The organism is Nocardia sichangensis, from assembly GCF_047200615.1.
GTDB classification, from domain to species: domain Bacteria; phylum Actinomycetota; class Actinomycetes; order Mycobacteriales; family Mycobacteriaceae; genus Nocardia; species Nocardia sichangensis.
On sequence record NZ_JBJZOK010000012.1, the window covers coordinates 201,429 to 223,949 of the forward strand.

21 protein-coding genes are annotated in these 22,521 nt (G+C 69.5%); 7 read left to right on the forward strand and 14 right to left on the reverse strand.

Annotated elements, in window-relative coordinates:
• Positions 1-197: 197 nt before the first annotated feature.
• The 8 genes from ACL03I_RS19170 to clpS form a co-directional block, all read right to left on the reverse strand.
• Entirely contained in the window at positions 198-962 is a 765-nt protein-coding gene (locus ACL03I_RS19170) for a cyclic nucleotide-degrading phosphodiesterase (protein WP_412806597.1), read from the reverse strand.
• Between the two features lie 69 nt (positions 963-1,031).
• On the reverse strand, positions 1,032-1,748 hold the full coding sequence (locus ACL03I_RS19175; RefSeq protein WP_355075597.1) for a rhomboid family intramembrane serine protease: 717 nt from the start codon (positions 1,746-1,748) through the stop codon (positions 1,032-1,034).
• Positions 1,749-1,813: 65 nt separating this feature from the next.
• Positions 1,814-2,776, reverse strand: a complete 963-nt coding sequence (locus ACL03I_RS19180) for a cysteine synthase (RefSeq protein WP_355075595.1) — start codon at positions 2,774-2,776, stop codon at positions 1,814-1,816.
• A gap of 8 nt (positions 2,777-2,784) precedes the next feature.
• Positions 2,785-3,057, reverse strand: coding sequence for a MoaD/ThiS family protein (locus tag ACL03I_RS19185; RefSeq protein ID WP_355075593.1), 273 nt, complete (start codon positions 3,055-3,057; stop codon positions 2,785-2,787).
• A gap of 33 nt (positions 3,058-3,090) precedes the next feature.
• Complete coding sequence (locus ACL03I_RS19190; RefSeq protein WP_355075591.1) at positions 3,091-3,510, reverse strand: M67 family metallopeptidase; 420 nt, start codon at positions 3,508-3,510, stop codon at positions 3,091-3,093.
• 111 nt (positions 3,511-3,621) lie between these two features.
• Complete coding sequence (locus tag ACL03I_RS19195) at positions 3,622-4,686, reverse strand: P1 family peptidase (RefSeq protein ID WP_412806598.1); 1,065 nt, start codon at positions 4,684-4,686, stop codon at positions 3,622-3,624.
• A 61-nt stretch (positions 4,687-4,747) separates the two neighbouring features.
• Positions 4,748-5,317, reverse strand: coding sequence for an oxidative stress transcriptional regulator AosR (gene aosR / locus ACL03I_RS19200; protein WP_355075589.1), 570 nt, complete (start codon positions 5,315-5,317; stop codon positions 4,748-4,750).
• Between the two features lie 22 nt (positions 5,318-5,339).
• On the reverse strand, positions 5,340-5,690 hold the full coding sequence (clpS, locus tag ACL03I_RS19205; protein ID WP_039796380.1) for an ATP-dependent Clp protease adapter ClpS: 351 nt from the start codon (positions 5,688-5,690) through the stop codon (positions 5,340-5,342).
• A gap of 123 nt (positions 5,691-5,813) precedes the next feature.
• On the opposite strand from clpS, the gene ACL03I_RS19210 reads away from it, so the two are divergent.
• The gene (locus tag ACL03I_RS19210; RefSeq protein ID WP_355075587.1) at positions 5,814-7,124 is read left to right on the forward strand and encodes a nicotinate phosphoribosyltransferase; all 1,311 of its coding nucleotides are present in this window, start codon (positions 5,814-5,816) and stop codon (positions 7,122-7,124) included.
• Between the two features lie 2 nt (positions 7,125-7,126).
• On the opposite strand, the gene ACL03I_RS19215 is transcribed toward ACL03I_RS19210, so the two are convergent.
• The gene (locus ACL03I_RS19215) at positions 7,127-7,318 is read right to left on the reverse strand and encodes a hypothetical protein (protein WP_355075585.1); all 192 of its coding nucleotides are present in this window, start codon (positions 7,316-7,318) and stop codon (positions 7,127-7,129) included.
• Between the two features lie 183 nt (positions 7,319-7,501).
• Between ACL03I_RS19215 and ACL03I_RS19220 the strand changes: the two genes are divergently transcribed.
• Together ACL03I_RS19220 and ACL03I_RS19225 are read left to right on the forward strand one after the other, a co-directional pair.
• On the forward strand, positions 7,502-8,068 hold the full coding sequence (locus tag ACL03I_RS19220) for an isochorismatase family protein (RefSeq protein ID WP_412806599.1): 567 nt from the start codon (positions 7,502-7,504) through the stop codon (positions 8,066-8,068).
• 57 nt (positions 8,069-8,125) lie between these two features.
• The gene (locus tag ACL03I_RS19225; protein ID WP_355075581.1) at positions 8,126-10,174 is read left to right on the forward strand and encodes an ATP-dependent DNA helicase; all 2,049 of its coding nucleotides are present in this window, start codon (positions 8,126-8,128) and stop codon (positions 10,172-10,174) included.
• A gap of 79 nt (positions 10,175-10,253) precedes the next feature.
• Here the strand turns inward: ACL03I_RS19225 and ACL03I_RS19230 are convergent, their stop codons facing one another.
• The 3 genes from ACL03I_RS19230 to glgP all read right to left on the reverse strand — a co-directional run bounded on the left by ACL03I_RS19230 (position 10,254) and on the right by glgP (position 14,995).
• Positions 10,254-10,787: a DoxX family protein gene (locus tag ACL03I_RS19230; RefSeq protein ID WP_355075579.1), complete on the reverse strand. Its 534-nt coding sequence runs from the start codon at positions 10,785-10,787 to the stop codon at positions 10,254-10,256.
• Between the two features lie 164 nt (positions 10,788-10,951).
• Complete coding sequence (locus tag ACL03I_RS19235) at positions 10,952-12,313, reverse strand: NCS2 family permease (RefSeq protein WP_379254103.1); 1,362 nt, start codon at positions 12,311-12,313, stop codon at positions 10,952-10,954.
• A gap of 108 nt (positions 12,314-12,421) precedes the next feature.
• The gene (glgP, locus tag ACL03I_RS19240; protein WP_412806600.1) at positions 12,422-14,995 is read right to left on the reverse strand and encodes an alpha-glucan family phosphorylase; all 2,574 of its coding nucleotides are present in this window, start codon (positions 14,993-14,995) and stop codon (positions 12,422-12,424) included.
• Positions 14,996-15,257: 262 nt separating this feature from the next.
• On the opposite strand from glgP, the gene ACL03I_RS19245 reads away from it, so the two are divergent.
• The 4 genes from ACL03I_RS19245 to glgB all read left to right on the forward strand — a co-directional run bounded on the left by ACL03I_RS19245 (position 15,258) and on the right by glgB (position 20,741).
• Positions 15,258-15,701: a hypothetical protein gene (locus tag ACL03I_RS19245; RefSeq protein ID WP_355075574.1), complete on the forward strand. Its 444-nt coding sequence runs from the start codon at positions 15,258-15,260 to the stop codon at positions 15,699-15,701.
• Between the two features lie 143 nt (positions 15,702-15,844).
• The gene (locus ACL03I_RS19250; protein WP_412806601.1) at positions 15,845-16,486 is read left to right on the forward strand and encodes a LysE family translocator; all 642 of its coding nucleotides are present in this window, start codon (positions 15,845-15,847) and stop codon (positions 16,484-16,486) included.
• Between the two features lie 101 nt (positions 16,487-16,587).
• Positions 16,588-18,591, forward strand: coding sequence for an alpha-1,4-glucan--maltose-1-phosphate maltosyltransferase (locus ACL03I_RS19255; RefSeq protein WP_412806602.1), 2,004 nt, complete (start codon positions 16,588-16,590; stop codon positions 18,589-18,591).
• Positions 18,588-20,741 (forward strand): 1,4-alpha-glucan branching protein GlgB, encoded by a 2,154-nt coding sequence (gene glgB, locus ACL03I_RS19260; RefSeq protein ID WP_412806603.1) that lies wholly within the window; start codon positions 18,588-18,590, stop codon positions 20,739-20,741. The genes ACL03I_RS19255 and glgB overlap by 4 nt, the downstream gene beginning before the upstream one ends.
• 279 nt (positions 20,742-21,020) lie before the next feature.
• On the opposite strand, the gene ACL03I_RS19265 is transcribed toward glgB, so the two are convergent.
• Together ACL03I_RS19265 and ACL03I_RS19270 are read right to left on the reverse strand one after the other, a co-directional pair.
• A complete protein-coding gene (locus ACL03I_RS19265; protein WP_355075969.1) occupies positions 21,021-21,869 on the reverse strand; it encodes a tetratricopeptide repeat protein in 849 nt (282 codons plus the stop codon).
• Between the two features lie 61 nt (positions 21,870-21,930).
• The gene (locus ACL03I_RS19270) at positions 21,931-22,299 is read right to left on the reverse strand and encodes a DUF3817 domain-containing protein (protein ID WP_355075568.1); all 369 of its coding nucleotides are present in this window, start codon (positions 22,297-22,299) and stop codon (positions 21,931-21,933) included.
• Between the last annotated feature and the right edge of the window lie 222 nt (positions 22,300-22,521).

Sequence of the window (22,521 nt, forward strand, 5' to 3'; positions counted from 1 at the left end):
CGCGGATCGGCGAGGCCTGTCACGGTTGCGCGGGATGGTCGGCACCCGGGTCGAGTCAGGCCGCGAATCGGTCGTCGAAGGGGACGTACGGACTCGGGGATCGGCGCGTCATTCGGCAGACCGGTGTGCTGTACAAGGCCGGTGACGCGGTTCCGCTCGTGAAGTTCGCGTCATGCCCGGCGTTACCCGGGATTCGGTCAGAGATCGAAGGTTTCGCCCGGAGCCACCGCATGCACGGGGCCGGTGAACTCTGCTTTCGCCTCGGCGATCACGTCCTCGCGGGAAGTCCACGGGGGGATGTGGGTGAGCAGCAGTTCCTTCACGCCTGCCTCGGCGGCGATCCGGCCCGCCTCGGTGCCCGAAAGGTGGATGCCGGGAGGGCGATTCGCCGGGTCGTGGGTCCAGGACGCTTCCGCCATCAGGATGTCTGCGCCCTGCGCGAGTTCGTGGACCTGAGGGCAGAGTGCGGTGTCGCCGGTGTAGACGAAAGTGCGTCCCGCGGCGGTGACGATCCGCAGACCGTAGGACTCCGGGGGGTGGTACATCCGGCGCGCGGTGACGGTGTGACCCGGCCCGAAGGAGATGGACTCGTCTTCGACCCAGGGCCGCATGTCGATCACATCGGACCAGTCGTCGCATTCGCCGCCGACCTCGGCGGAGGCGTTGCCGATGCGCAACGAGGTGTCCGACGGGCCGCGCACGATCGCCTTGCCCTCCGGGGGCGTCGGGTGGTAGCGGCGCCATACCAGCAAACCGGGCAGGTCCAGGCAGTGGTCGGCGTGCAGATGGGTCAGGAAGATGTCGACCTCACCGGGATCGGCGTGGCGCTGCAACGCGCCGAGCACTCCCGGACCGAAATCGATCACCGTCGGCCGCATGTCCGGGCCGGTCAGCAGGTAACCCGACGCGGGAGAGTCCGGGCCGGACACACTGCCCGAGCACCCGAGGACGGTAAGGCGCATTCCCCCATGCTGCCACGCGGAATTCTCACTCAAGAAAGGATCCCCCCACATCTCCGGCGGGCCGCCCGGTCACCGCGGCGACGCGCCGATTCCGGCTCGGTCCCCGCGGCGGTTTCGTCGTGCATCTCCAGAGAGTACCCAGCCGGCCAGCAATCCACTCAACGCGCCGAATAGATGCCCCTGCCAAGAGATTCCGGGCTGTCCCGGCAGAACGCCCCACAGCAGCGACCCGTAGAGGGCCAGCACCACGAGACCGAGCACGATCTGCCCGACGTTGCGCGCGAACCAGCCACGGGAGATGAGGAAGGTCAGCCAGCCGAACACCAGCGACGACGCGCCGATATGCGTACTCCCCGTCGCCCCGGTGAGCCAGACGCCGAGCCCGGCCCCCAGCCAGATGATCGCGGTCGCGGCCAGCCCGCGGCCGATGCCCGTCACCAGGACCAGGAAGCCGAGCACCAGTACCGGGAGCGTGTTGCCGATCAGATGTGGCCAGCCGCCGTGCAACAACGGGGCGAACAGGATGCCGGTCAGCCCGTCGGCGCGGCGCGGCTCGATGCCCGCGTGGTCGAGCCGGCCACCGACGGCGGTGTCGACCCCTTCGACGCCGTACAGCACCCCCACGAATCCGGCGATCAGCACGCCGGCCCGCAGCCACAGTTGCTTGATCGCGGCGAAGCCCGCGGTGGCGGGCGCTGTGGGCACACCGGCGGGCTTGCCCAATTGCGCACGAAGCGCAGCCGGCCGATCAGGGTCGAACGACGGCCCGAGTCCCGCGCCGGTCATGGCCACCTCCTCGCCGTGGCGGGGACGTGGCCCCGCCTCACCGAGGGTACCGGCGCGGCCGGGAATCAGGCCCAGAGCTGGCCGTCGAGCCGCTCTTCCGCCTCTTCGAGCGTGCCGTCGTAGGCCCCGGTCGACAGGTATTTCCATCCGCCGTCGGCGACCACGAACGCGATGTCGGCGCGCGTGCCCGCCTTGACCGCCTTGCGGGCGACGCCGAGCGCGGCGTGCAGGATGGCGCCGGTGGAGATCCCGGCGAAGATGCCCTCTTCGAGCACCAGTTCGCGGGTGCGTTTCACCGCGTCGTACGGGCCGACCGAAAAACGGGTGGTCAGCACGCTCTCGTCGTACAACTCGGGGATGAATCCCTCGTCGATGTTGCGCAGGCCGTAGACCAGTTCGCCGTAACGCGGTTCGGCGGCCACGATCTCGATGCCGGGCACCTTCTCCCGCAGGAAGCGGCCGGTCCCCATCAGCGTGCCCGTGGTGCCGAGACCCGCGACGAAATGGGTGATCTCGGGCAGGTCGGCCAGAATTTCCGGGCCGGTCGTCTCGTAGTGCGCCGCCGTGTTCGCCGGATTGCCGTACTGGTAGAGCATCACCCAATCGGGGTTCTCCGCGGCGATCTTCTTCGCCAGCGCGACGGCCTGATTGGAGCCGCCCGCGGCCGGGGAATCGATGATCCTGGCCCCGAACATGGTGAGCAACTGCCGCCGCTCCACCGAGGTGTTCTCGGGCATCACGCAGACCAGCTGGTATCCCTTGAGCTTCGCCGCCATGGCCAGCGAGATGCCCGTGTTGCCGCTGGTGGGTTCGAGAATCGTGCAACCGGGCCGCAGCAGCCCGTCGGCCTCGGCCTGCTCGATCATCCGCAGGGCGGGCCGGTCCTTGATCGAGCCGGTGGGGTTGCGATCCTCCAGCTTGGCCCACAGCCGCACGTGATCGTCACCGTCCCATCGCGGGGACAGGGTGCGCAGCCCGACCAGCGGGGTATTGCCGAGAGTCGCGATCAGCGATTCGTAACGCGCCACGGGACGGGTCAGCCTCCGGCCACGGCGGGCAGGATCGTGACGCTGGCGTCCTCGGGCACTTCGGCGGCCAGCCCGCCCGCGAAGCGCACGTCTTCGTCGTCGACGTAGATATTGACGTAGCGGTTCAGCTTGCCGTCCTTCAGCAGGCGCTCGGCGAGCCCGGGGTGGTTGGCCTCCAGGTCGTCGATCAGCGCCGACAGCGTGGCGCCCTCGGCCTGCACGCGCTTCTCACCTCCGGTGAGGCCGCGCATGATGGTCGGAATGGAGACGGTTACCGGCATGGGTACTCCTCGGTTTCGCGAACAGGCATCGGTCTAGTTCTCGTACGCGTCGACGATCCGCACCGGCTCCTCGGTGACCTCGCCGTCGACGATCCGGTAGCTGCGCAGCTCGTGCCGCTCGGGATCGCGGGTTGAGATCAGCACGTAGTGCGCGAACGGCTCGGAGGCGTACGACACGTCGGTCCGGCTCGGATAGGCCTCGGTGGCGGTGTGCGAGTGGTAGATGACGACCGGCGCCTCGTCGGCGTCGTCCATCGCGCGCCACACCTTCAACTGCTCGCCGGAGTCGAAGCGGTAGAACGTGGGCGAACGCTCGGCGTTGACCATGGCGATGAAGCGCTCCGGACGATCCGAACCCTCCGGCCCCGCGATGACACCGCAGGCCTCATCGGGGTGATCGGCGCGCGCGTGCGCCACCATCGCCTCCACGAGGTCGGCCCTGATCACCAGCACGAGTCGCACACCTTTCCACAACGCCGACCCATCGCAGTCGACAACGAGCCAGGATATTCGGCTATTCCCCCGGCGACGTCGCCCGGTCCCCCGGTTCCCGGCATCGCCTGTTCAAACACCGAACAGGTCGTTGTAGGCCGGGATGCCCGCCACTGGGTGCGCCGAGCGGATCGCGTCGACGATGGCGCGTTCGACGCAGACGGCGGCGGCGGTGCAGATCTGGTCCAGGACAAGCAGATCGGCGGGGAAGGCGGGCGGCAACGGCAAGTCGCCGCCCTCCTCCGCCGTTCCGGTGGCGAGCGCGAAGAGGGTGTCCCCGTCCAGGGGCGAGTGCGCGGGACGGATCGCCCTGGCCAGCCCGTCGTGCGCGGTGGCCGCGACGCGCTTGCATCCGGCCGGATCGAGCGGTGCGTCCGTGGCCACGACGCCGATCGTGGTGTTGAGCACGGTGCCCTTCACCGGCAGCGCGTTCGCCGCCGCCAGTTGCTCCGGGGTCGCCTGCCGCAGACCGAAGAAGCCGGGCCCATCGGTGCCGCACCCCCACGGCAACCCCGTGCGGGGATCGAACACCGAGCCGACCGGATTCGCCACGACCAGCGCCGCGACGGTGATTCCCGCGGCCACGCCATCACCCAGCACGATGCTCGCCGTGCCGATCCCCCCTTTGATCGAACCGGCGCGCGCGCCGACGCCCGCACCGACCGAACCGCGAGCGAAGTCGACGTCCGCCGCCGCGGCGGCCCGGTAGCCGAACTCGGCGGTCGGACGGATGTCCCACGCGCCGACCGGAAGATCGAAGATCACCGCGCCGGGGACGATGGGCACCACCCGGCTCGGGTCCGCCGGGTCCATCACGATGCCCGCGCCGTTCTCCTCCAGCCACCGCATCACGCCGTCGGCCGCGGCGAGCCCGAAGGCGCTGCCGCCGGTGAGCAGAATCGCGTCGATCTGCCGGACGGTGTTCATCGGATCGAGCAGATCGGTCTCACGGGTACCAGGCCCGCCGCCGCGCACGTCGACCGCCGCCACCGCGCCGCCCGGCACGCGCACCACCGTGCATCCCGTCGCCGATCCGGAACCGAGCGTGGCGTCCGGATCGAGGACGTGATGATGACCGACCAGTACTCCGGGCACATCGGCGAGCGAGTTGCGTTCACCCGGTTCGGCATTCACCATCGGTACTCCTCACGGCGCGGGACTGCTGGTCGGTTCGCGCCGATCATCGCAGCGCGGCCGGTCAGGGAGCCAGCGCCTGGAGCAGCGAGTCCTGCATCCAGGTCAGCCAGTGGTACACGTCCAGGTGCGGGGCGCGCGGATCGTCGGGATCGAGATGGTCGGGCGTGTCGGCATCGATGTTCAGCACCGTGCCCAGCGCCAGCCGCACGTCGGTGAGCGCGGTCAACCACGCGTCGGCCTGCTCGGGGGTGATGACGATCTTGCCGCCCGCGCTCGGCACGGTGTCCAGCACGACCGAGCCCGCCGCCAGCTTGGCGTCGATGATGTCGGGCTCGTGCAGACCGCGCAGCGCGCTGTTGAGGTCGGCGCGTTCGGCGTCCGGCGAGCCGGGCTCGTTGCGGTGGAAGTCCGGCAGCAGTCTGCGCAGCCGCGGATCCTCCGGCGGGACGGTGTTGCCGGATCGCAGTCCGGTGAGGGCGGCCAAGTCGTCGTCGGGCGCCGACCCGGCGCGCTCGGTGAGCAGCCCGGAGACCGCACCGACCAGGGACCGAAGCACGTTGGCCTCACGTGCGTCCATTTCGGATCGCAGTTTGAGACCGCTCAGCGAGTTCTTCCTGCTCCACTTGCGCACGGCGTCAGGGTAGTCGCGCTGGTCAGTCGTCCCGCTGCATGGTGGCCCAAAGTCCGGCGGCGTGCAGCCGCTGAACATCGTGTTCCATCTTGTCGCGGGAACCGGACGAGACCACCGCCTTGCCCTCGTTGTGGACCTTGAGCATCAGCTCGGTCGCCTTCGCTTTGCTGTAACCGAAAAGCTTCTGGAAGATATACGTGACGTAGTGCATGAGATTGACCGGATCGTCCCAGACCACGGTCACCCACGGGCGGTCCTCCGCCTCCAGGATCTCGGTGTACTCCACCGCTTCGGGTGTCGCCTGTGCCGCCGACAATGTCGCGTTCGCGGCGTCCACAACGACGTCACCCCGGACTGTGTTGCACAAGGCCATAGGGTCAAGGGTACGACTCGACACCGGATAAACAACACCCACGCAGCCCCGATTCGGGTTTTCGCCGGTTCACCGGGCCGATGCCGGACGGCGTGAGCCGACCGTTCTGTCTACAGTGACAGCGTGGACCTGCGTGACGGCGTGACCAGCACGGCACTGCTGACCGACCAGTACGAACTGACCATGCTCGCCGCGGCGCTCGCCGATGGTTCGGCGCATCGGCAGTGCACCTTCGAGGTGTTCGCTAGACGTTTGCCAAACGGTCGCCGCTACGGCGTGGTCGGGGGTACCGGCCGGGTGCTCGACGCGCTGCGGCAGTTCCGGTTCGGCGATGCGGAACTGTCCGTCGCCGCCTCGTTCTCGGATCGGCGGACGTTGGACTGGCTGCGTGACTACCGATTCACCGGCGACATCGACGGCTACCCAGAGGGCGAGCTGTACTTCCCGGGCTCCCCGATCCTCTCGGTGCGCGGCAGCTTCGCCGAATGCGTCGTGCTGGAGACGCTGGTCCTCTCGATTCTCAATCACGACAGCGCGATCGCGGCCGCCGCGGCACGGATGGTCAGCGCCGCGGGCGGCCGCCGGATGATCGAGATGGGCTCGCGGCGCACCCACGAGCTGGCCGCGGCGGACTGCGCGCGCGCCGCGTATCTCGCCGGTTTCGACGCCACCTCGAACTTGGAGGCGGTGCGCCGCTACGGGATCCCGGGGGCGGGCACCAGCGCGCACGCGTTCGTCCTGCTGCACAGCGGCCCCGACGGGGCGCACGAGGCCGAAGCGTTCCGCAGCCAGGTGCAGACGCTGGGAGTCGGGACGACGCTGCTGGTGGACACCTTCGACATCACCAGGGGCGTCGCGACGGCCATCGAGGTCGCGGGAACAGAGCTGGGCGGCGTGCGGATCGACTCCGGCGATCTCGGTGTCCTGGCCAGGCAGGTGCGCGACCAGCTCGACGCGCTCGGGGCCACCAAGACCCGCATCGTGGTCTCCGGCGATCTCGACGAGTACGCCATCGCCGCGCTGCGCGCCGAGCCGGTCGACGTCTACGGTGTCGGAACGGCCCTGGTCACCGGCTCCGGCGCGCCGACGGCCGGGATGGTCTACAAGCTGGTCGAAGTCGAAGGGGTGCCGGTCGCCAAACGCAGCAGTCACAAGCAGTCTCGTGGCGGTACGAAGAAGGCGCTCCGCTTGGCCCGCGACACCGGCACGATCGTCGAGGAGATCGTCTATCCGGCGGCGGGGCCGATGCCGCCCCGCAACGGCTTCCGATCCCGTGAGCTGCTGGTCCCCTTGATCCGGGAGGGCAAGCAGGTCGATGACCTGCCCACCCTCGCCGAGAGCCGCGACTTGGTCGCGCGCGGACTGATCAGCCTGCCGTGGGAGGGCCTCAAGCTGTCGGCGGGTGAACCCGCTGTGGTGACCACCTTCGTCTGAGGTCAGCGCCTGCGCTCGTCGACGCGGGTCACCAGCCGCAGCCCGGCGGCGAAGAGCAGCGCGAACACCACTCCGGTGATCCCGAACCACACCCAAGCCGACGGCTCCGCGGGGCGGGAGCCGAGCAGGAAGAAGACCGCCAGGAACACGGTGGTGGCGACGATTACGCTGCGGAACAGTTTGGCAGGGCTCATGAGGGTCTCCGTGCTGGAAGGCGGCGCATCCGGCCGCCGACGAAAGGGGCACCCGGTAATCACCGTGGGCGCAGGCCGCGTTTACATCGCGCGCATGTGAATTTCCCGCGAGTCGGCTGAACGAGCGTCCGACCGAGCGGCAGAATCTGAAACAGTTGTTCAGCCACATCGCGGGAGGTCGCCATGACCCGGGCACTGATCATCGTCGACGTCCAGAACGATTTCTGCGAGGGCGGTTCGCTCGCGGTCGCGGGCGGCGCCGCCGTGGCGGCCCGGATCAGTGAGCACCTCGCGGCGGCGAACTACGGCGCGATCGTGGCCACCCGCGATCATCACGTCGATCCCGGTGCGCATTTCTCCGACGCGCCCGACTACATCGACAGCTGGCCGCCGCACTGCCGGGTCGGCACGCAGGGCGCCGACTTCCACCCCGCCCTGACCACCGAACCCATCGATGCGGTCTTCTCCAAGGGCGCGTACTCGGCGGCCTACTCCGGGTTCGAGGGCACGACCGAGGACGGCACCGGGCTGGCCGACTGGCTGCACGACCGCGGCGTCGACGCCGTCGACGTGGTGGGCATCGCGACCGATCACTGCGTGCGCGCCACCGCGCTGGACGCGCGCATCGAGGGTTTCGACACCCGCGTCCTGCTCGATCTCACCGCGGGAGTCGCACCCGAAACGGTCGCCCTCGCGCTGGACCGCATGCGCGGGGCCGGCGTCGACCTGGAAGGCGGCATCACCCGATAGACCGTCCGGTCTCCGCGACCGCCCTGCCCTGTCGGAGGCGCCGAGTAGGCTGCTGGCGTGCCCGAACTGCCCCCCGTATCCGATCTTCTGGCTACCGCCGTACACGCGCTGGGCGGCAAGGAGCGCGCCGGGCAGGTGACGATGGCCGCGGCGGTGGACCACGCGATCGATACCAAGGAGCATCTCGCCGTGCAGGCGGGCACGGGCACCGGCAAGTCGCTGGCGTATCTGGTGCCGAGCCTGCGCCACGCCGTGCGCACCGGCCGCACGGTGGTGGTCTCCACGGCCACGATCGCGCTGCAACGTCAGCTGGTCGACCGTGACCTTCCGCGCTTGGCCGAGGCGCTCAGCGGCCCGTTGGGACGCACGCCGAAGTTCGCCATCCTCAAGGGCCGCAACAACTATCTGTGCTTGAACAAGATCAACAGCGCCGTACCGGACGAGCCCGCCGAAGCGGAGTTGTTCGACGCGTTCGCGATCTCGCGCCTCGGTCGCGAAGTGCAACGGCTCAACGAATGGGCCTCCGACACCGACACCGGCGACCGCGACGAACTCGCTCCCGGCGTGAGCGATCGGGCCTGGCGGCAGGTGAGCGTGTCATCGCGGGAATGCCTGGGCAAGTCGCGTTGCTCCTTCGGCCAGGATTGCTTCGCCGAGCGCGCCAGAACCGAGTCGGCGCAGGCCGACGTGGTGGTGACCAACCACGCGCTGCTGGCCATCGACGCGATCAGCGGCATCCAGGTGCTCCCCGAACACGACGTCGTGGTCATCGATGAGGCGCATGAGCTGGTCGACCGGGTCACCGGCGTGGCCACCGCCGAACTGACCTCCGCCGCGATCAGCGCGGCAGCCCGGCGTTGCGCCAAGCTCATCGACGAGCAGGAGGTCGACCGCCTGGAGGGCGCCGCAGAGGCCTGGCACACCGTGCTGGACGAGCTGCCCGCCGCCCGGTGGGACACCCTGCCCGACGGCGTGGCCCCGGTACTGGCCCTGGTCCGCGACGGCGCGTGGAACGCGCGCACCGCGCTCGCGCCCCCTGGCAGCACCACCGCGCAGGGCGACCCGGAGAGTTCCGCCGCCCGCACCATGGCCTTGGCCGCGCTCGACGAGGTGCACGACAGCGCGGTCCGCGCGCTGACGGCGTTCGACGAGCCCGATCCCGCCGCCCGCCGCGACGTCATCTGGCTGGCCGCCGACGAGATCCGGGGCGTCGTGCGCCGGTCGCTGCGGATGGCGCCGCTGTCGGTGGGCGGGCTGCTGCGCAGCAGGCTCTTCGGCGCAGCGACCGTCGTGCTCACCTCCGCCACGTTGCAGATCGGCGGCTCGTTCGACGGCCTCGCGGTCACCTGGGGCCTGCCCGCGCAGTCGGGCAATCGCACCGACCCGGCCACCGCGAATGGGGCGCAGGCGCCGTCGGACGCCGACAGCGTGCGCTGGAGTTCGCTCGATGTCGGGTCACCGTTCGACCATGCCAAGTCCGGCATCCTCTACGTCGCCAAACACCTGCCCGCGCCGGGCCGCGACGGGCTCGCACCTGCCTACCTGGACGAGATCGAACGACTGATCACGGCCGCGGGCGGACGCACCCTCGGCTTGTTCTCCTCGATGCGCGCCGCCCGCGCGGCCACCGACGCACTCCGCGAACGGTTGCACACACCGGTGCTGTGCCAGGGCGAGGACGCGACGGGCGCGTTGGTCCGCAAGTTCGCCGACGACCCGGAGACCTCCCTGTTCGGCACGCTGTCGCTGTGGCAGGGCGTCGACGTGCCTGGACCGTCGCTGAGTCTGGTGATCCTCGACCGCATCCCTTTTCCCCGCCCGGACGATCCGCTGCTGGCGGCTAGGCAACGCGCCGTGGAGATGCGTGGCGGCAACGGCTTCATGACCGTGGCCGCCAACCACGCGGCTCTGCTGCTCGCGCAGGGCACCGGCCGCCTGCTGCGCAGCGTCGACGATCGCGGTGTGGTGGCCATCCTGGATTCCCGCCTCGCGACCGCTCGCTATGGCGGATACCTGCGCGCGTCGCTGCCGCCGTACTGGGAGACGGCCGACCCTGAGGTCGTGGTAAAAGCACTGAGCAGGCTGGCCGCCGCGGCGAAGGTGTGACAACGGCGCACGGCCACCACGCCACCTCGAACAGCGTGGCCGGCAACGCGAGCGCCGCGAATCCGTCTGCGCCGCAGGCTCAGAGCACCCACTTCAGGATCAGCGTGAGCACGCCCGCGGCGACGGCGAGGATCAGCGCTCCCACACCCCACACGAATCCGTGTCGCTCCCACGGACGCCCGGCGTCCAACGAGAACTTACCCGGCCCGGTGAAGGGCAGCGCCGCGCCGACCACCGCGAACAGCAGACCCATCTCGTAACCGCCCAGCAGGCCACCGGCCCAGGTGGCGTTGATCGCGTTGATCATCGTGCCCAGCACGATCGCTCCGGCCAGCGGCGTCAGCAGACCGAGCAGCAAGAGGAGGCCGCCGGTTAATTCGCTCAACCCCGCCAGCGTCCCGAATACCTTGCCCGGGTTGTAGCCCATCTTCTCGAAGCCGTCGGCGTTGGCTTGCAGACCGGGCCCGCCCCACCAGCCGAACAGCTTCTGCGCGCCGTGCGCCGCGAGCAGGCCGCCGAAGACGACTCGCACGACCAGCAGGCCGATGTCGGGGGCGATTCGGTCCAGCTCGGAATCGGTTCCGGTTCTGTCGAGTACGGATTTGATCGTCATGGTGGTCCTCATCCCTGCGCTGTCGTTCCCGGACATGATCGTTACTTCGGCGAAGAAAGCGGACTGCGGTCCGATTATCGCACGAACGGGGGCAACTACCCAACCTCTCGGTCTATTCCACGGTCGGGCGGGAAGGATGGTTCAGCGCTCGGGCGAGCGGAAAGTCATTCCGCGAGGAAGAAGAAGTAGCCGAGGAACACCAGCATCAGTGCCCACATCGCCGGATGCACATCCTTGACGCGGCCCTTGGCCGCCATGACCACCGGGTACAGCAGCATCCCCATGGCCAGGCCGTTGGCGATCGAGTACGTCAGCGGCATCATCACAATGGTGATGAACGCGGGCACCGAGTACTCCAGGCGGTTCCAGTCGATCTGCCCCAGCGATCGGGCCATCAGGATGCCGACCACGATGAGCGCGGGCGCGGTCACCTCGCTGGAGCCCGCAACGACCGCGAAGATCGGAAAACAGAACATGGCCACGAAGAACCAGCCCGCCGTGGTGACGGCGGTCAGCCCGGTCCGTCCGCCCGCCGAGACGCCCGCGGTCGATTCCACGTAGGCGGTGGTGGTCGAGGTGCCGATGACCGCACCCGCCATGGTGCCCACCGAGTCCGCCGCCAGCGCGCTCGCCGCGCGCGGCAACTTACCGTTCGCGTCCAGCAGCCCGGCCTGGTTCGCGACGCCGATCAGCGTGCCGGATGCGTCGAAGAAGTCGACGAACAGCATGGTCAGCACCACCACGACCATCTGGCCGGTGAACGCGTCGGGCAGATGGACGATCGCCTGACCGAAGGTCTGCTCGAGCCCATGCGGCGCGGCGAACAAGCCCTTGGGGAGCGCGACCAAGCCGCTGACGATGCCGACGAGGGTGGTCAGGACGATGCCGTAGAGCACGGCGCCGTGCCAGCCGCGCACGAGGAACACCACGGTCACCAGCAACCCGAACAGCGCGAGCAAGGTGGTGCCCTTGGTGAAGTCGCCCAGGGTGACCAGCGTCGCCTCGCTGTTCACCACGATCCCGGCGTTCTTCAAGCCGAGGAAGGCGACGAACAGTCCGATGCCGGCGCCAACGGCGAGCTTCAATTGCATCGGGATCGCGTTGAGGATGCGTTCGCGAATCCGCGTCACCGCCAGGACGAAGAAGATGGCGCCGGACAGGAACGTGCCCGACAGCGCGACCTGCCAGGGAATCCCCATGCCGAGCACCACCGTGTAGGCGAAGAAGGCGTTGAGTCCCATGCCCGGCGCGAGCGCGATCGGATATCGCGCCCACAGCCCCATGACCAGCGTGCCGAATACCGCGGCGACAGCGGTCGCGGTGAACACCGCCTGCATCGGGATGCCTTTGTCACCCAGCGCGCCCTGATCGCCGAGCACGGCGGGGTTGACCGCGAGGACGTACGACATGGCGAGGAACGTGACCGTGCCCGCCATGAGTTCGCGCTTCACGGTCGAGCCGGTCGAGCGAACCCCGAAGTATCCGTCGAGGCGTCCTCGGGTCCGGTGCAGAACGTCGGTGACCATGGGTGACTCCAGTACAGGAACGATTCGGGGCGGGCCAAGGGCACGGTAGCCGACGGTTCACTGCCCGCGACACCCACGGCGGCGCCACCGTGACCGGCGCCACCGGGGTCAAGCGCTCGGAGCGGAGACCAGTCCGAACTCGGCGTCGGAGGCCAGCAGATCGTTGTGCGGCAGCACCCGCACGGTGTACCCGGCCGCGCCGGACAGCGGCAGCGGCGTGTCCACGGTGAACAGCTCGGCGCCCGCGTCGGACCCGACGTGCGTCATCGGGATCGTCGTGGTGTCGGAGAGATCGTCGGTCGACGAGACCCGGCCGAGCACCGCCTGCACCACCACGTCCGGCACGCTCAAGCCACCGAGCTCGACCCGCGCGGTGAGCGACAGCCGCGCCCCGATCACCGGCGTGTCCGGCAGCCCCGCACTGTCCACCTGGATCACCTTGACCGAGGGCCACGCCGACTCGACCCGGTGGCGGTACTCGGCGATGGCGCGCGCCACCGCGAAATCGTCGGCCGTCGCCCGCTGCGACGCCGCGGCGGCGGGAGCGTAGTACTCCACCGCGTAGTCGCGGACCATCCGGGAAGCCAGCACCTTCGGCCCCAAGGTCTGCAACGTGTGGCGAACCATCTCGACCCAGCGCACCGGCATCCCGGACGCGTCGCGCTCGTAGAAACGCGGCGCCACCGCACGCTCGAACAAGTCGTAGAGCGCGGCGGCCTCCAGATCGTCGCGGCGGTGCTCGTCCCGGACGCCCTCCGCGGTCGGAATGGCCCACCCGTTCTCGCCGTCGTACATCTCGTCCCACCAGCCGTCGCGGATGGAGAGATTGAGCCCGCCGTTCAGCGCGGATTTCATGCCGGAGGTGCCGCAGGCCTCGAGCGGGCGCAGCGGATTGTTCAGCCAGACGTCGCAGCCCCAGTACAGGTAGCGAGCCATTGATATGTCGTAGTCGGGCAGGAAGACGATCCGGTGCCGCACCTCGGGATCGTCGGCGAAGCGGACCACCTGCTGGATCAGCGCCTTGCCGCCGTCGTCGGCCGGATGACTCTTACCCGCGACGACCAGTTGCATCGGCCGCCGCGGATCCAGCAGCAGGGCGCGCAGCCGCTGCGGATCGCGCAGCATCAGGGTGAGGCGCTTGTAGGTCGGCACTCGCCGGGCGAACCCGACGGTCAGCACATCGGGGTCGAAAACGCCGTTCACCCAGCCGAGTTCGGCCTCCGCGGCGCCACGCTGCAACCAGGACACGCGCAGCCTGCGGCGCACCTCCTCGACGAGGATGCCGCGCAGGGTGTTGCGGGTCGACCACAACTCGGTGAGATCGACGTCGCGCAGCCGTTCCCAGCCGCGCCCCTCCTCGACCAGCTCCGCGCCGATGTGTTCGCGCGCCTTGTCCACCCACTCGCGCGCGGCCCAGGTGGTGGCGTGCACACCGTTGGTGACCGAACCGATCGGCACCTCGGCCGGGTCGAAGCCCGGCCACAGCGAGGCGAACATGGACCGGCTCACCTCGCCGTGCAGCTTCGACACGCCGTTGGCGCGCTGCGCCAGGCGCAAGCCCATGTGCGCCATGTTGAAGACCGACGGATCGGCCTCCCGGCCGAGAGCCACGATCCGGTCCACCGAAAGCCCCGGCAGCAGAGCGGATTCGGATTCCCCGAGCGCGCCGCCGAAATAACGCCGCACCATCGGCATGGGGAACCGGTCGATGCCCGCCGGGACCGGAGTATGCGTGGTGAACACCGTGCCCGCCCGAACGGCGGCGAGCGCGGAATCGAAATCCTGCCCGGCCGCGACGAATTCGCGGATCCGCTCCACGCCGAGGAAACCCGCGTGGCCCTCGTTCATGTGGAACACATCGGGATCGGGCAGTCCGGCGGACGCGGTGTACGCGCGCACCGCCCGCACACCGCCGATGCCAGCGAGAATCTCCTGACGGATGCGATGCTCCTGGTCACCTCCATAGAGCCGGTCGGTCACCGCACGCAACTCCGGGTCGTTCTCGGCGATGTCGGAGTCGAGCAGCAGCAGCGGAACCCGGCCGACCTGCGCGATCCACACCCGAGCACGCAGCACCCTGCGGTCGGGCATCGCGACGTGGATGAGCACGGGCGAACCGCCGGAGGTGAGCGCCCGCAGCGGCAAGCCCTGCGGATCCAGCGCCGGATAGTGCTCGGCTTGCCAGCCGTCCGTCGTCAGCGACTGCCGGAAGTAGCCCGAGCGGTACAGCAATCCCACGCCGATCAGCGGCAGGCCGAGGTCGGAGGCGGCCTTCAGGTGGTCTCCGGCCAAAATGCCAAGGCCGCCCGAATAATTCGGCAACACCTCGGTGACGCCGAACTCCATCGAGAAGTAGGCGATGCCCCGCACCCCTTCCTCGCCCGCCCGGCGCTGGAACCACCCCGGCGCGGCCAAGTACTCGCGCAGGTCCGCCGCCGCGGAGTCCACACGCGCGACGTAGCCGGGGTCGGCGGCAAGCTCGTCCAGCCGCGCCGCGGGCACCTCGCCCAGCATCCGGACCGGGTCGTGCCCCATCTCCTGCCACCGCTGGGGATCGAGCGCGGCGAACAGGTCCTGCGTCGGCGGATGCCACGACCAGCGCAGATTCGTGGCGAGCTCCCCCAGGGCGGCCAGGCGCTCGGGCAGATGGGCACGGACGGTGAAACGACGCAATGCCTTCATTGGGTAGAACCTACACGCCGACCGCGGGAGGCGCCCTGCCCGACCACGGCCAGGAACAACCTTCCGACCAGCGTGTTTCCCGGCAGCATAACGCTCTTCATCGTCACGGAACGGCCACACGCCGCACACCGGCACCCCCGTGCCCGCTACCCGATCGAGACCCGCGCTCGCTTGTGAACTCCGGAACGCGGGGCAAACCCACAAGCTGTGCGGACCAACCGGCCGCACCAACCGAATCAGTACGGGAGTGATCGAGATGTGGATGACAGCACACCCAAATCGCGCCCGCGATCGGCGCTGGTCGCGCGCTGGAGCAGCGATCACAGGGTTCGGAGCGCTCGCGGCGGCATTCGTTCTCGTCGCACCCGCCGCCGGCGCGGCGGTCACGACGGCGACCGCAAGCCCGGCCCAAGGCACCAGTTTCGGCTTCGGAAACTACGGAACCAACTGCCAGTACCGGGTGACGGCGACGGTGGACAACAATCCCTCGACCGAATCGGTTCAGTTCGCCGACAGTGCCGGGGGCACCTTCTCACCGAACCCCGCACCGGTGGTCGGCAGCCAGGCCACCACGGTCTGGATCCCCGAGGCGACCGGGCAACACACCATTTCCGCGACACAAGGCGCCACGCCCGCTTGGACTTCACCGGTGATGACGGTGGGCAACGGGATGAACCTCGGCTTCGCGTGCATGGTCATGCCCTGATCGACGGTTCGGGCATGTCGAGTTGAGCGCCCGGGTGGCCACCCAGTGGACGAGCGAGCCCCGTCTGTGGCCACCCGGGCACCTCGCTTCCGAAAGCGGGAAAATCGGTAGCCCGAGCAGGACCGGGATGACAGCATCGGCTGATGCCGCACTGGGTCGACGTTCTTCCGCAATTCCTTCCGGCCTGCCTGCTCATCGCCGCGCTGCCCGGGCCTGCGACCGCACTGTTCCTGCAGCGCGCGGTGCGGGACGGCCGCACCGCGGGCCTGGCGGCGGTGACCGGGAACGAGATCGGCGTACTCGGCTGGACGCTGGCGGGCGGGGCGGGACTGTCCGTCCTACTCGTCGCGAACCGCGCCATGAACACGGCCGTGCACGTCATCGGCGCGCTGGTCCTGATCTGGTTCGGCGTGCAGGCGTGGCGGAATGCCCGTGGTAGCGAGGAGTTCGGCAGCGCGATGACGAGGATGCTCCCGGCGGGTCACACGCCCGCCGCCGCGTTCCGCGCCTCGCTGATCTCGATCGCGGCCAACCCCAAGGCGGCGATTTTCGGATTGACAATCCTTCCCCAATTCCTTCCGTCCGAGGGGCCGGTGCTGCCCACGATGGTGATCCTGGCGCTGATCCAGTTGGTGATCGACACCGCGTGGTGCGTCGGCGTGGTCCTGGCCGCCGACCGCGCGGGCGCCTGGTTGCGCCGCACCGGTATCCGGCAGCGGGTAGAGCGTGCGCTCGGCGCGGTGCTGGTCGCGCTCGGCCTGGGCCTCGCCGCCGACGCACGCTGAGGCGAATGCCCAGCTGGCCCGCCACCGTGAGAGGCCAGGAACCGTGCACGAAAAATCGGCTGGTCCGGTCCGAAAGGCCGGTTGCCGGTAGGTTGGGGTCCGTGACCGGCCGCATCGCTATCGATGACACTGCCCCGTCCATCCCAGGCGGCCGGCCCGCCAAGGCGGTGGTCGGCGAGGTATTCCCGGTGCGCACCGTGGTTTGGCGCGAGGGGCACGACGCCGTCGCCGCCACACTCGTCGTGCGCGCCCCCGGCGCGTCGCGACCCGCCCGCGTCCGCATGACGCCGGACTACGAGCCCGACGTCTTCAACGCGACCTTCACACCGAACACGCCGGGAGCCTGGACCTACCGGATCGAAGGCTGGAGCGATCCGATCGCGACCTGGCGATCGGCGATCGAGGCGAAGCTTGCCGTCGGGCAGAGCGCCGTCGATCTGGCCAACGATCTCGAGCTGGGCGCCCGCCTGTTCGACCGCGCGGCGCAGGCCGTCCCGAAGAAACAGTTCGAGCGCTTGCGCGCGGTCGCCGCCGCGCTGCGCGGTGACGAGCAACTCCCCGCACGGGTGGCCCCGGCCTTCACCGAGGAGGTCGCCGGGATCCTGCGCGCCACGCCGCTGCGCGACCTGGTCACCCGCGGGCCGCAGCACACCGTCCTGGTCGAGCGGCACCGCGCGCTCTACGGCTCCTGGTACGAGTTCTTTCCGCGCTCGACCGGCGGCCGCGACGCCACCGGCGAGCCGGTTCACGGCACCTTCGTCACCGCGGCCAAGGACCTTCCGCGCATCGCCGCCATGGGCTTCGACGTGGTGTACCTGCCGCCGATCCACCCGATCGGCGAGGTCAACCGCAAGGGCCGCAACAACGCGCTCACGGCGGAGTCCGGCGACGTCGGCTCGCCGTGGGCCATCGGCTCGCGGCACGGCGGTCACGACGCCGTGCATCCGGAATTGGGCACCGAAGCCGATTTCGCCGAGTTCGTCAGGGCGGCGCGGGAACTGGGCCTCGAGGTCGCGCTCGACCTCGCCTTGCAATGCGCGCCGGATCATCCGTGGGTCGAGGCGCACCCCGAGTGGTTCACCACCTTGCCCGACAACACCATCGCCTACGCCGAGAACCCGCCGAAGAAGTACCAGGACATCTATCCGGTCAACTTCGACAACGACCCCGACGGCCTCTACGCCGAAGTGCTGCGCGTCGTCAAACACTGGATCGGCTTGGGCGTCAACATCTTCCGCGTCGACAATCCGCACACCAAGCCCGCCGACTTCTGGGAGTGGCTGATCGCGAACGTGTGGCGCACCGACCCGGACGTCATCTTCCTGTCCGAGGCGTTCACCCGCCCCGCCCGGCTCTACGGGCTCGCCCGGCGCGGATTCAGCCAGTCCTACACGTATTTCACCTGGCGCGTGGCCAAATGGGAGCTGACCGAGTTCGGCAACGAATTGGCCGCGAAGGCCGACGAGGCCCGCCCGAACCTCTTCGTGAACACCCCGGACATCCTGCACGAGAGCCTCCAGCACGGCGGGCCGGGCATGTTCGCCATCCGCGCCGTCCTGGCCGCCACCCTCGCGCCCACCTGGGGCGTCTACTCCGGCTTCGAGCTGTTCGAGCATCAGTCGGTGCGCCCGGACAGCGAGGAGTACCTCGATTCGGAGAAATACGAGCTGCGCCCGCGCCCGTTCGCCGAGGCGCTGGCGCGCGGAGAATCGCTGGAACCCTGGCTCACTCGGCTCAACGAGATCCGCCGGGCCCACCCCGCCTTGCAACAGCTGCGCTGCCTGCATTTCCACCACGTGGACAACGACGCGCTGATCGCCTATTCCAAGCTCGATCCCGCCAGTGGCGACGCGGTGCTGGTCGTGGTGAATCTCAATCCTTTCGGCGCCGAATGGGGCATGCTCTCGCTCGACCTGCCCGCGATCGGCCGCGAGTGGCACGACCACCCGGTGGTGTACGACGAGGTCAGCGGCGAGGAATACCACTGGGCCCAAACCAATTACGTGCGATTGGACCCCGCGCGGGCCGTGGCGCACATCATCGCCCTGCCCCCGGTGTCCCAGCAGGCTCGCACCGAGCTGTCCTACCGCAGGACGCTGCGATGAAACGTCGCGACCTCATGCTGCTCGCGGCGGGCACCCATACCGACCCGCACACCGTGCTCGGCGCACACCCCCATCCGGACGGCACCGCCGTGCGGGTGCTGCGCCCGCACGCCGAAACCGTGTCGGTGCGGGTCGGCGGCGACGACCACGTGCTGAAGTCCGTGGGCCACGGCGTATTCGCCGCGGTGCTGCCGTACCCGGAGATCGATGACTATCGCGTCGTGACGACCTACCCCGGCGGCCAGACCGTCATCGGCGCCGACGGCTACCGCTTCCTGCCCACGCTCGGCGAACTCGACCTGCACCTGATCGGCGAAGGCCGCCACGAACGCCTGTGGGACGTGCTCGGGGCGCACCCGCGCCGCTACAGCACCCTCGACGGTGACGTCGCGGGCACGTCGTTCGCGGTATGGGCGCCGAACGCGCGCGGCGTCACCGTGATCGGGGACTTCGACGGCTGGAGCGGCACCACCGCGCCCATGCGCGCGCTGGGGTCGTCCGGGATCTGGGAAGTCTTCATCCCGGGTGTCGGGCCGGGCGCCAAGTACAAATACCGCGTGCACGGCGCCGACGGGCGGACCGTCGATCACGCCGACCCGCTGGCATTCGCCACCGAACTACCACCGGCCACGGCGTCGGTGGTCACCGAAAGCCATTACGTGTGGCAGGACAGCGCCTGGCTCGGGCAGCGCGCGGCCACCGATCCCACCCGCGCCCCGATGAGCGTCTACGAGGTGCATCTCGGTTCCTGGCGGCCCGGCCTCGGCTACCGCGAACTGGCCGACCAACTCGCCGAGTACGTGCGGGCGACCGGATACACCCACATCGAGCTGCTCCCCATCGCCGAGCATCCGTTCGGCGGCTCGTGGGGCTACCAGGTCACCTCCTACTACGCGCCGACGGCGCGATTCGGTTCCCCGGACGACTTCCGAGCGTTCGTCGACCGCATGCACGCGGCGGGCATCGGCGTCCTGCTGGACTGGGTCCCCGCCCACTTCCCGCGCGACGAGTGGGCGCTGGCCCGATTCGACGGCACTCCGCTCTACGAGCACGCCGACCCGCGCCGGGGCGAGCAACTCGACTGGGGCACTTACGTGTTCGACTTCGGCAGGCACGAGGTACGCAACTTCCTCATCGCCAACGCTCGCTACTGGGTCGAGGAATTCCACATCGACGGCCTGCGCGTCGACGCGGTCGCCTCCATGCTCTACCTGGACTACTCCCGCGCCGAAGGCCAGTGGGAGCCCAACGTGCACGGCGGCCGGGAAAACCTGGAGGCCGTCGACTTCCTGCAGGACCTCAACGAGACGCTGCATCGGCATCACCCCGGGGTCGTGACGATCGCCGAGGAGTCCACCACCTGGCCCGGCGTCACCCGCGGCATCGACGTCGGCGGTCTCGGCTTCACCATGAAATGGAACATGGGCTGGATGCACGACACCCTCGGGTTCCTCGGCCGCGACCCGGTGCACCGCTCCTGGCACCACAACGAGATCACCTTCTCACTGGTCTACGCCTGGAGCGAGAACTACGTGCTGCCGATCAGCCACGACGAGGTCGTGCACGGCAAAGGCACGCTGTGGACCAGAATGCCGGGCGACGATTTCGCCAAAGCCGCGGGCGTGCGGGCGCTGCTGGCCTACATGTGGGCCCACCCGGGTAAACAACTGCTGTTCATGGGCCAGGATTTCGGCCAGTTCCGGGAGTGGTCACACGATCGCGGTCTGGACTGGCACGAACGGGACAACCCGCTGCACCAAGGCATCACCACGCTGGTGCGTGACCTGAACGCCGTCTACCGCGCCCACCCCGCCCTGTGGAGCCAGGACACCACACCCGGTGGCTACGCCTGGATCGAGGCGGACGACCGCGCGAACAACGTGCTGGCGTTCCTGCGCTACGGCTCCGACGGCTCCGTTGTCGCCTGCGTCTACAACTTCTCCGGGTCGGCGCACGACGCGTACCGGATCGGCCTGCCGCACGCGGGCTCATGGCTGGAGATCCTCAACAGCGACGCCGCGGACTACGGCGGCTCCGGTCTCGGCAACTTGGGCGAGGTGACGGCGAGCGCCGAGCCGTGGCACGACCGTCCCGCCTCGGCCACCGTGACGCTCGCACCCCACGGCGCGGTCTGGCTGCGCCCCGCCTGACGAGTCGCCCGGCGAACCGAGCCCTGCCCGACCCCGACGTGCGCCGGTCCCCGAAGCACGGACTCAGGTGAGCAGCTGACGCCTCGGTGCGAGACCCGAGTCCGATGCGCGAATCCAGAGCAGACTCGGCGGACGCCCCCTATGAGCGGCGACCGATGGTCATCGCGACCGGTAGCGCAGGTCGGTCACAACACCGCCCCGGATCGGATACCCGACGCCTGGGCGCAACCAGGGGCGGTGACGCGGCCGGCTGGTTCGCGGACCGCCCCGCGCGGCGGCTCAGTACAGCGCCGCGGCCAGCTTGCGGCGCGCGGCCACGACGAACGGCTCGGCCTGATCGAACAGCTCGAACAGCTCCAGCAGGCGGGTGCGCGCCTTGGTGCGCTCGTCGCCGGAAGTGCGCTTGACGACGCCGATCAGCCGATCGAAGGCCGCTTCGGGCCGCTGCTGGAACAATTCGAGATCGGCGGCGCGAATCGCGGCATCGACGTTCGACGGGTCGGCATCGGCATCCTCGATCGCCGACTCCGGCAGCTCCTGGGCCCGCGCGAGGAAGCGCAGCTGACGCAGCGCGCCCTTGGCTTCGTCGTTCGTCGGCTCCGCGTCGAGAATCGCCTGGTACGCCGCCTCGGCGCCGGCCAGGTCACCGTGCTCGAGCGCCGCCTCGGCCGCCGCGAAACGCGGGTCCTCGGCCTGCGGCTGCGGCTCCCCGCCACCCTCCAGCTTGCCCGCAACCGCGTCGACCACGGCGTTCAGCCACTGCCGCACCTGCGGCTCCGGCTGGGCGCCCTCGAAATCGGCCAGCGGCTGCCCTGCCGCGATCGCGATGACCGTCGGGATGCCCTGCACCCGCAGCGCCTGCGCGATGCGCATGTTGGCCTCGGCCTCGACGATCGCCAGGTCCCAGCTGCCGCCGTCGGCGGCCACCAGTCGCTCCAGCGTTCGCACCAGTTCGACGCTGCCCGGACTGCGCTGCGAGTACAGCACGACCACCACCGGCACCTGCATCGAACGACGCAGCACCTTGGTCTCGAAATCGGCCTCGGATACCGCGTAGTCGCCACCGGCCGGAGCGCCCCCGCCACCGGCGGGCTGCTTCAGGCTGGACAGATCGACCGCGCCGGACATGGCGGCGGCGACAGCGGGCGAAGGACGGCGTGCGGCTGGTCGATTCACGACCTCCAGTTTGTCACGACGTGGCGGATGCGGGCGCCCCGGACTCGACCGAACCGGCGTTGCTCAGCTCACCCAATCGCCCCGTGCGCACCGCCCAGACCTCGAACAGCACCGTGCAGAACGGCGGAATGCTCGACAGCAGCGCGAGGACGGTGGTCTTGACGTTCCAGCCCAGCTCGCGCGCCGCCACGATCGCGGTGATGACGAACAGCACGAACACGATGCCGTGCGTCATGCCGAACACCTTGACCGGCCACAGCACCGGCTCCGGAATCCGCTTGAACACCATGCCGATGATCAGCAGCAGCCAGGAGATCGCCTCGAGCACCGCGATGAAACGAAACCGCTTGGCCACCGTGCTCAGGTCGAAGACATTGCCCATGCGCCCATTCTGCCGGATGCACTACAGGCTGTCGTAGTGAGCTGTGTCTAATTGCGGCGCCTGCGGCGCCGCGTGTTCGCGGCCCCTTATGGCTCGCGTTTGCGCGACCGCCGCTTGCTCCTTCGTCGCGTACGCGGCGGCCGCGCACACGCGAGCCCGGCCCCCCACCGGAACCGCGAGGGGGCTCACCCCACGAAATAACTGGGGGGGGTGGGGGGGGGG

Bases quoted from the DNA above. Each gene is read 5' to 3' on its own strand.
- ACL03I_RS19170 (WP_412806597.1), bottom strand. From the start codon at position 962: ATGCGCCTTACCGTCCTCGGGTGCTCGGGCAGTGTGTCCGGCCCGGAC.
- ACL03I_RS19175 (WP_355075597.1), bottom strand. From the start codon at position 1,748: ATGACCGGCGCGGGACTCGGGCCGTCGTTCGACCCTGATCGGCCGGCT.
- ACL03I_RS19185 (WP_355075593.1), bottom strand. From the start codon at position 3,057: ATGCCGGTAACCGTCTCCATTCCGACCATCATGCGCGGCCTCACCGGA.
- ACL03I_RS19195 (WP_412806598.1), bottom strand. From the start codon at position 4,686: ATGGTGAATGCCGAACCGGGTGAACGCAACTCGCTCGCCGATGTGCCC.
- clpS (WP_039796380.1), bottom strand. From the start codon at position 5,690: ATGGCCTTGTGCAACACAGTCCGGGGTGACGTCGTTGTGGACGCCGCG.
- ACL03I_RS19215 (WP_355075585.1), bottom strand. From the start codon at position 7,318: ATGAGCCCTGCCAAACTGTTCCGCAGCGTAATCGTCGCCACCACCGTG.
- ACL03I_RS19220 (WP_412806599.1), top strand. From the start codon at position 7,502: ATGACCCGGGCACTGATCATCGTCGACGTCCAGAACGATTTCTGCGAG.
- ACL03I_RS19230 (WP_355075579.1), bottom strand. From the start codon at position 10,787: ATGACGATCAAATCCGTACTCGACAGAACCGGAACCGATTCCGAGCTG.
- ACL03I_RS19235 (WP_379254103.1), bottom strand. From the start codon at position 12,313: ATGGTCACCGACGTTCTGCACCGGACCCGAGGACGCCTCGACGGATAC.
- glgP (WP_412806600.1), bottom strand. From the start codon at position 14,995: ATGAAGGCATTGCGTCGTTTCACCGTCCGTGCCCATCTGCCCGAGCGC.
- ACL03I_RS19245 (WP_355075574.1), top strand. From the start codon at position 15,258: ATGACAGCACACCCAAATCGCGCCCGCGATCGGCGCTGGTCGCGCGCT.
- ACL03I_RS19250 (WP_412806601.1), top strand. From the start codon at position 15,845: ATGCCGCACTGGGTCGACGTTCTTCCGCAATTCCTTCCGGCCTGCCTG.
- glgB (WP_412806603.1), top strand. From the start codon at position 18,588: ATGAAACGTCGCGACCTCATGCTGCTCGCGGCGGGCACCCATACCGAC.
- ACL03I_RS19265 (WP_355075969.1), bottom strand. From the start codon at position 21,869: ATGTCCGGCGCGGTCGATCTGTCCAGCCTGAAGCAGCCCGCCGGTGGC.
- ACL03I_RS19270 (WP_355075568.1), bottom strand. From the start codon at position 22,299: ATGGGCAATGTCTTCGACCTGAGCACGGTGGCCAAGCGGTTTCGTTTC.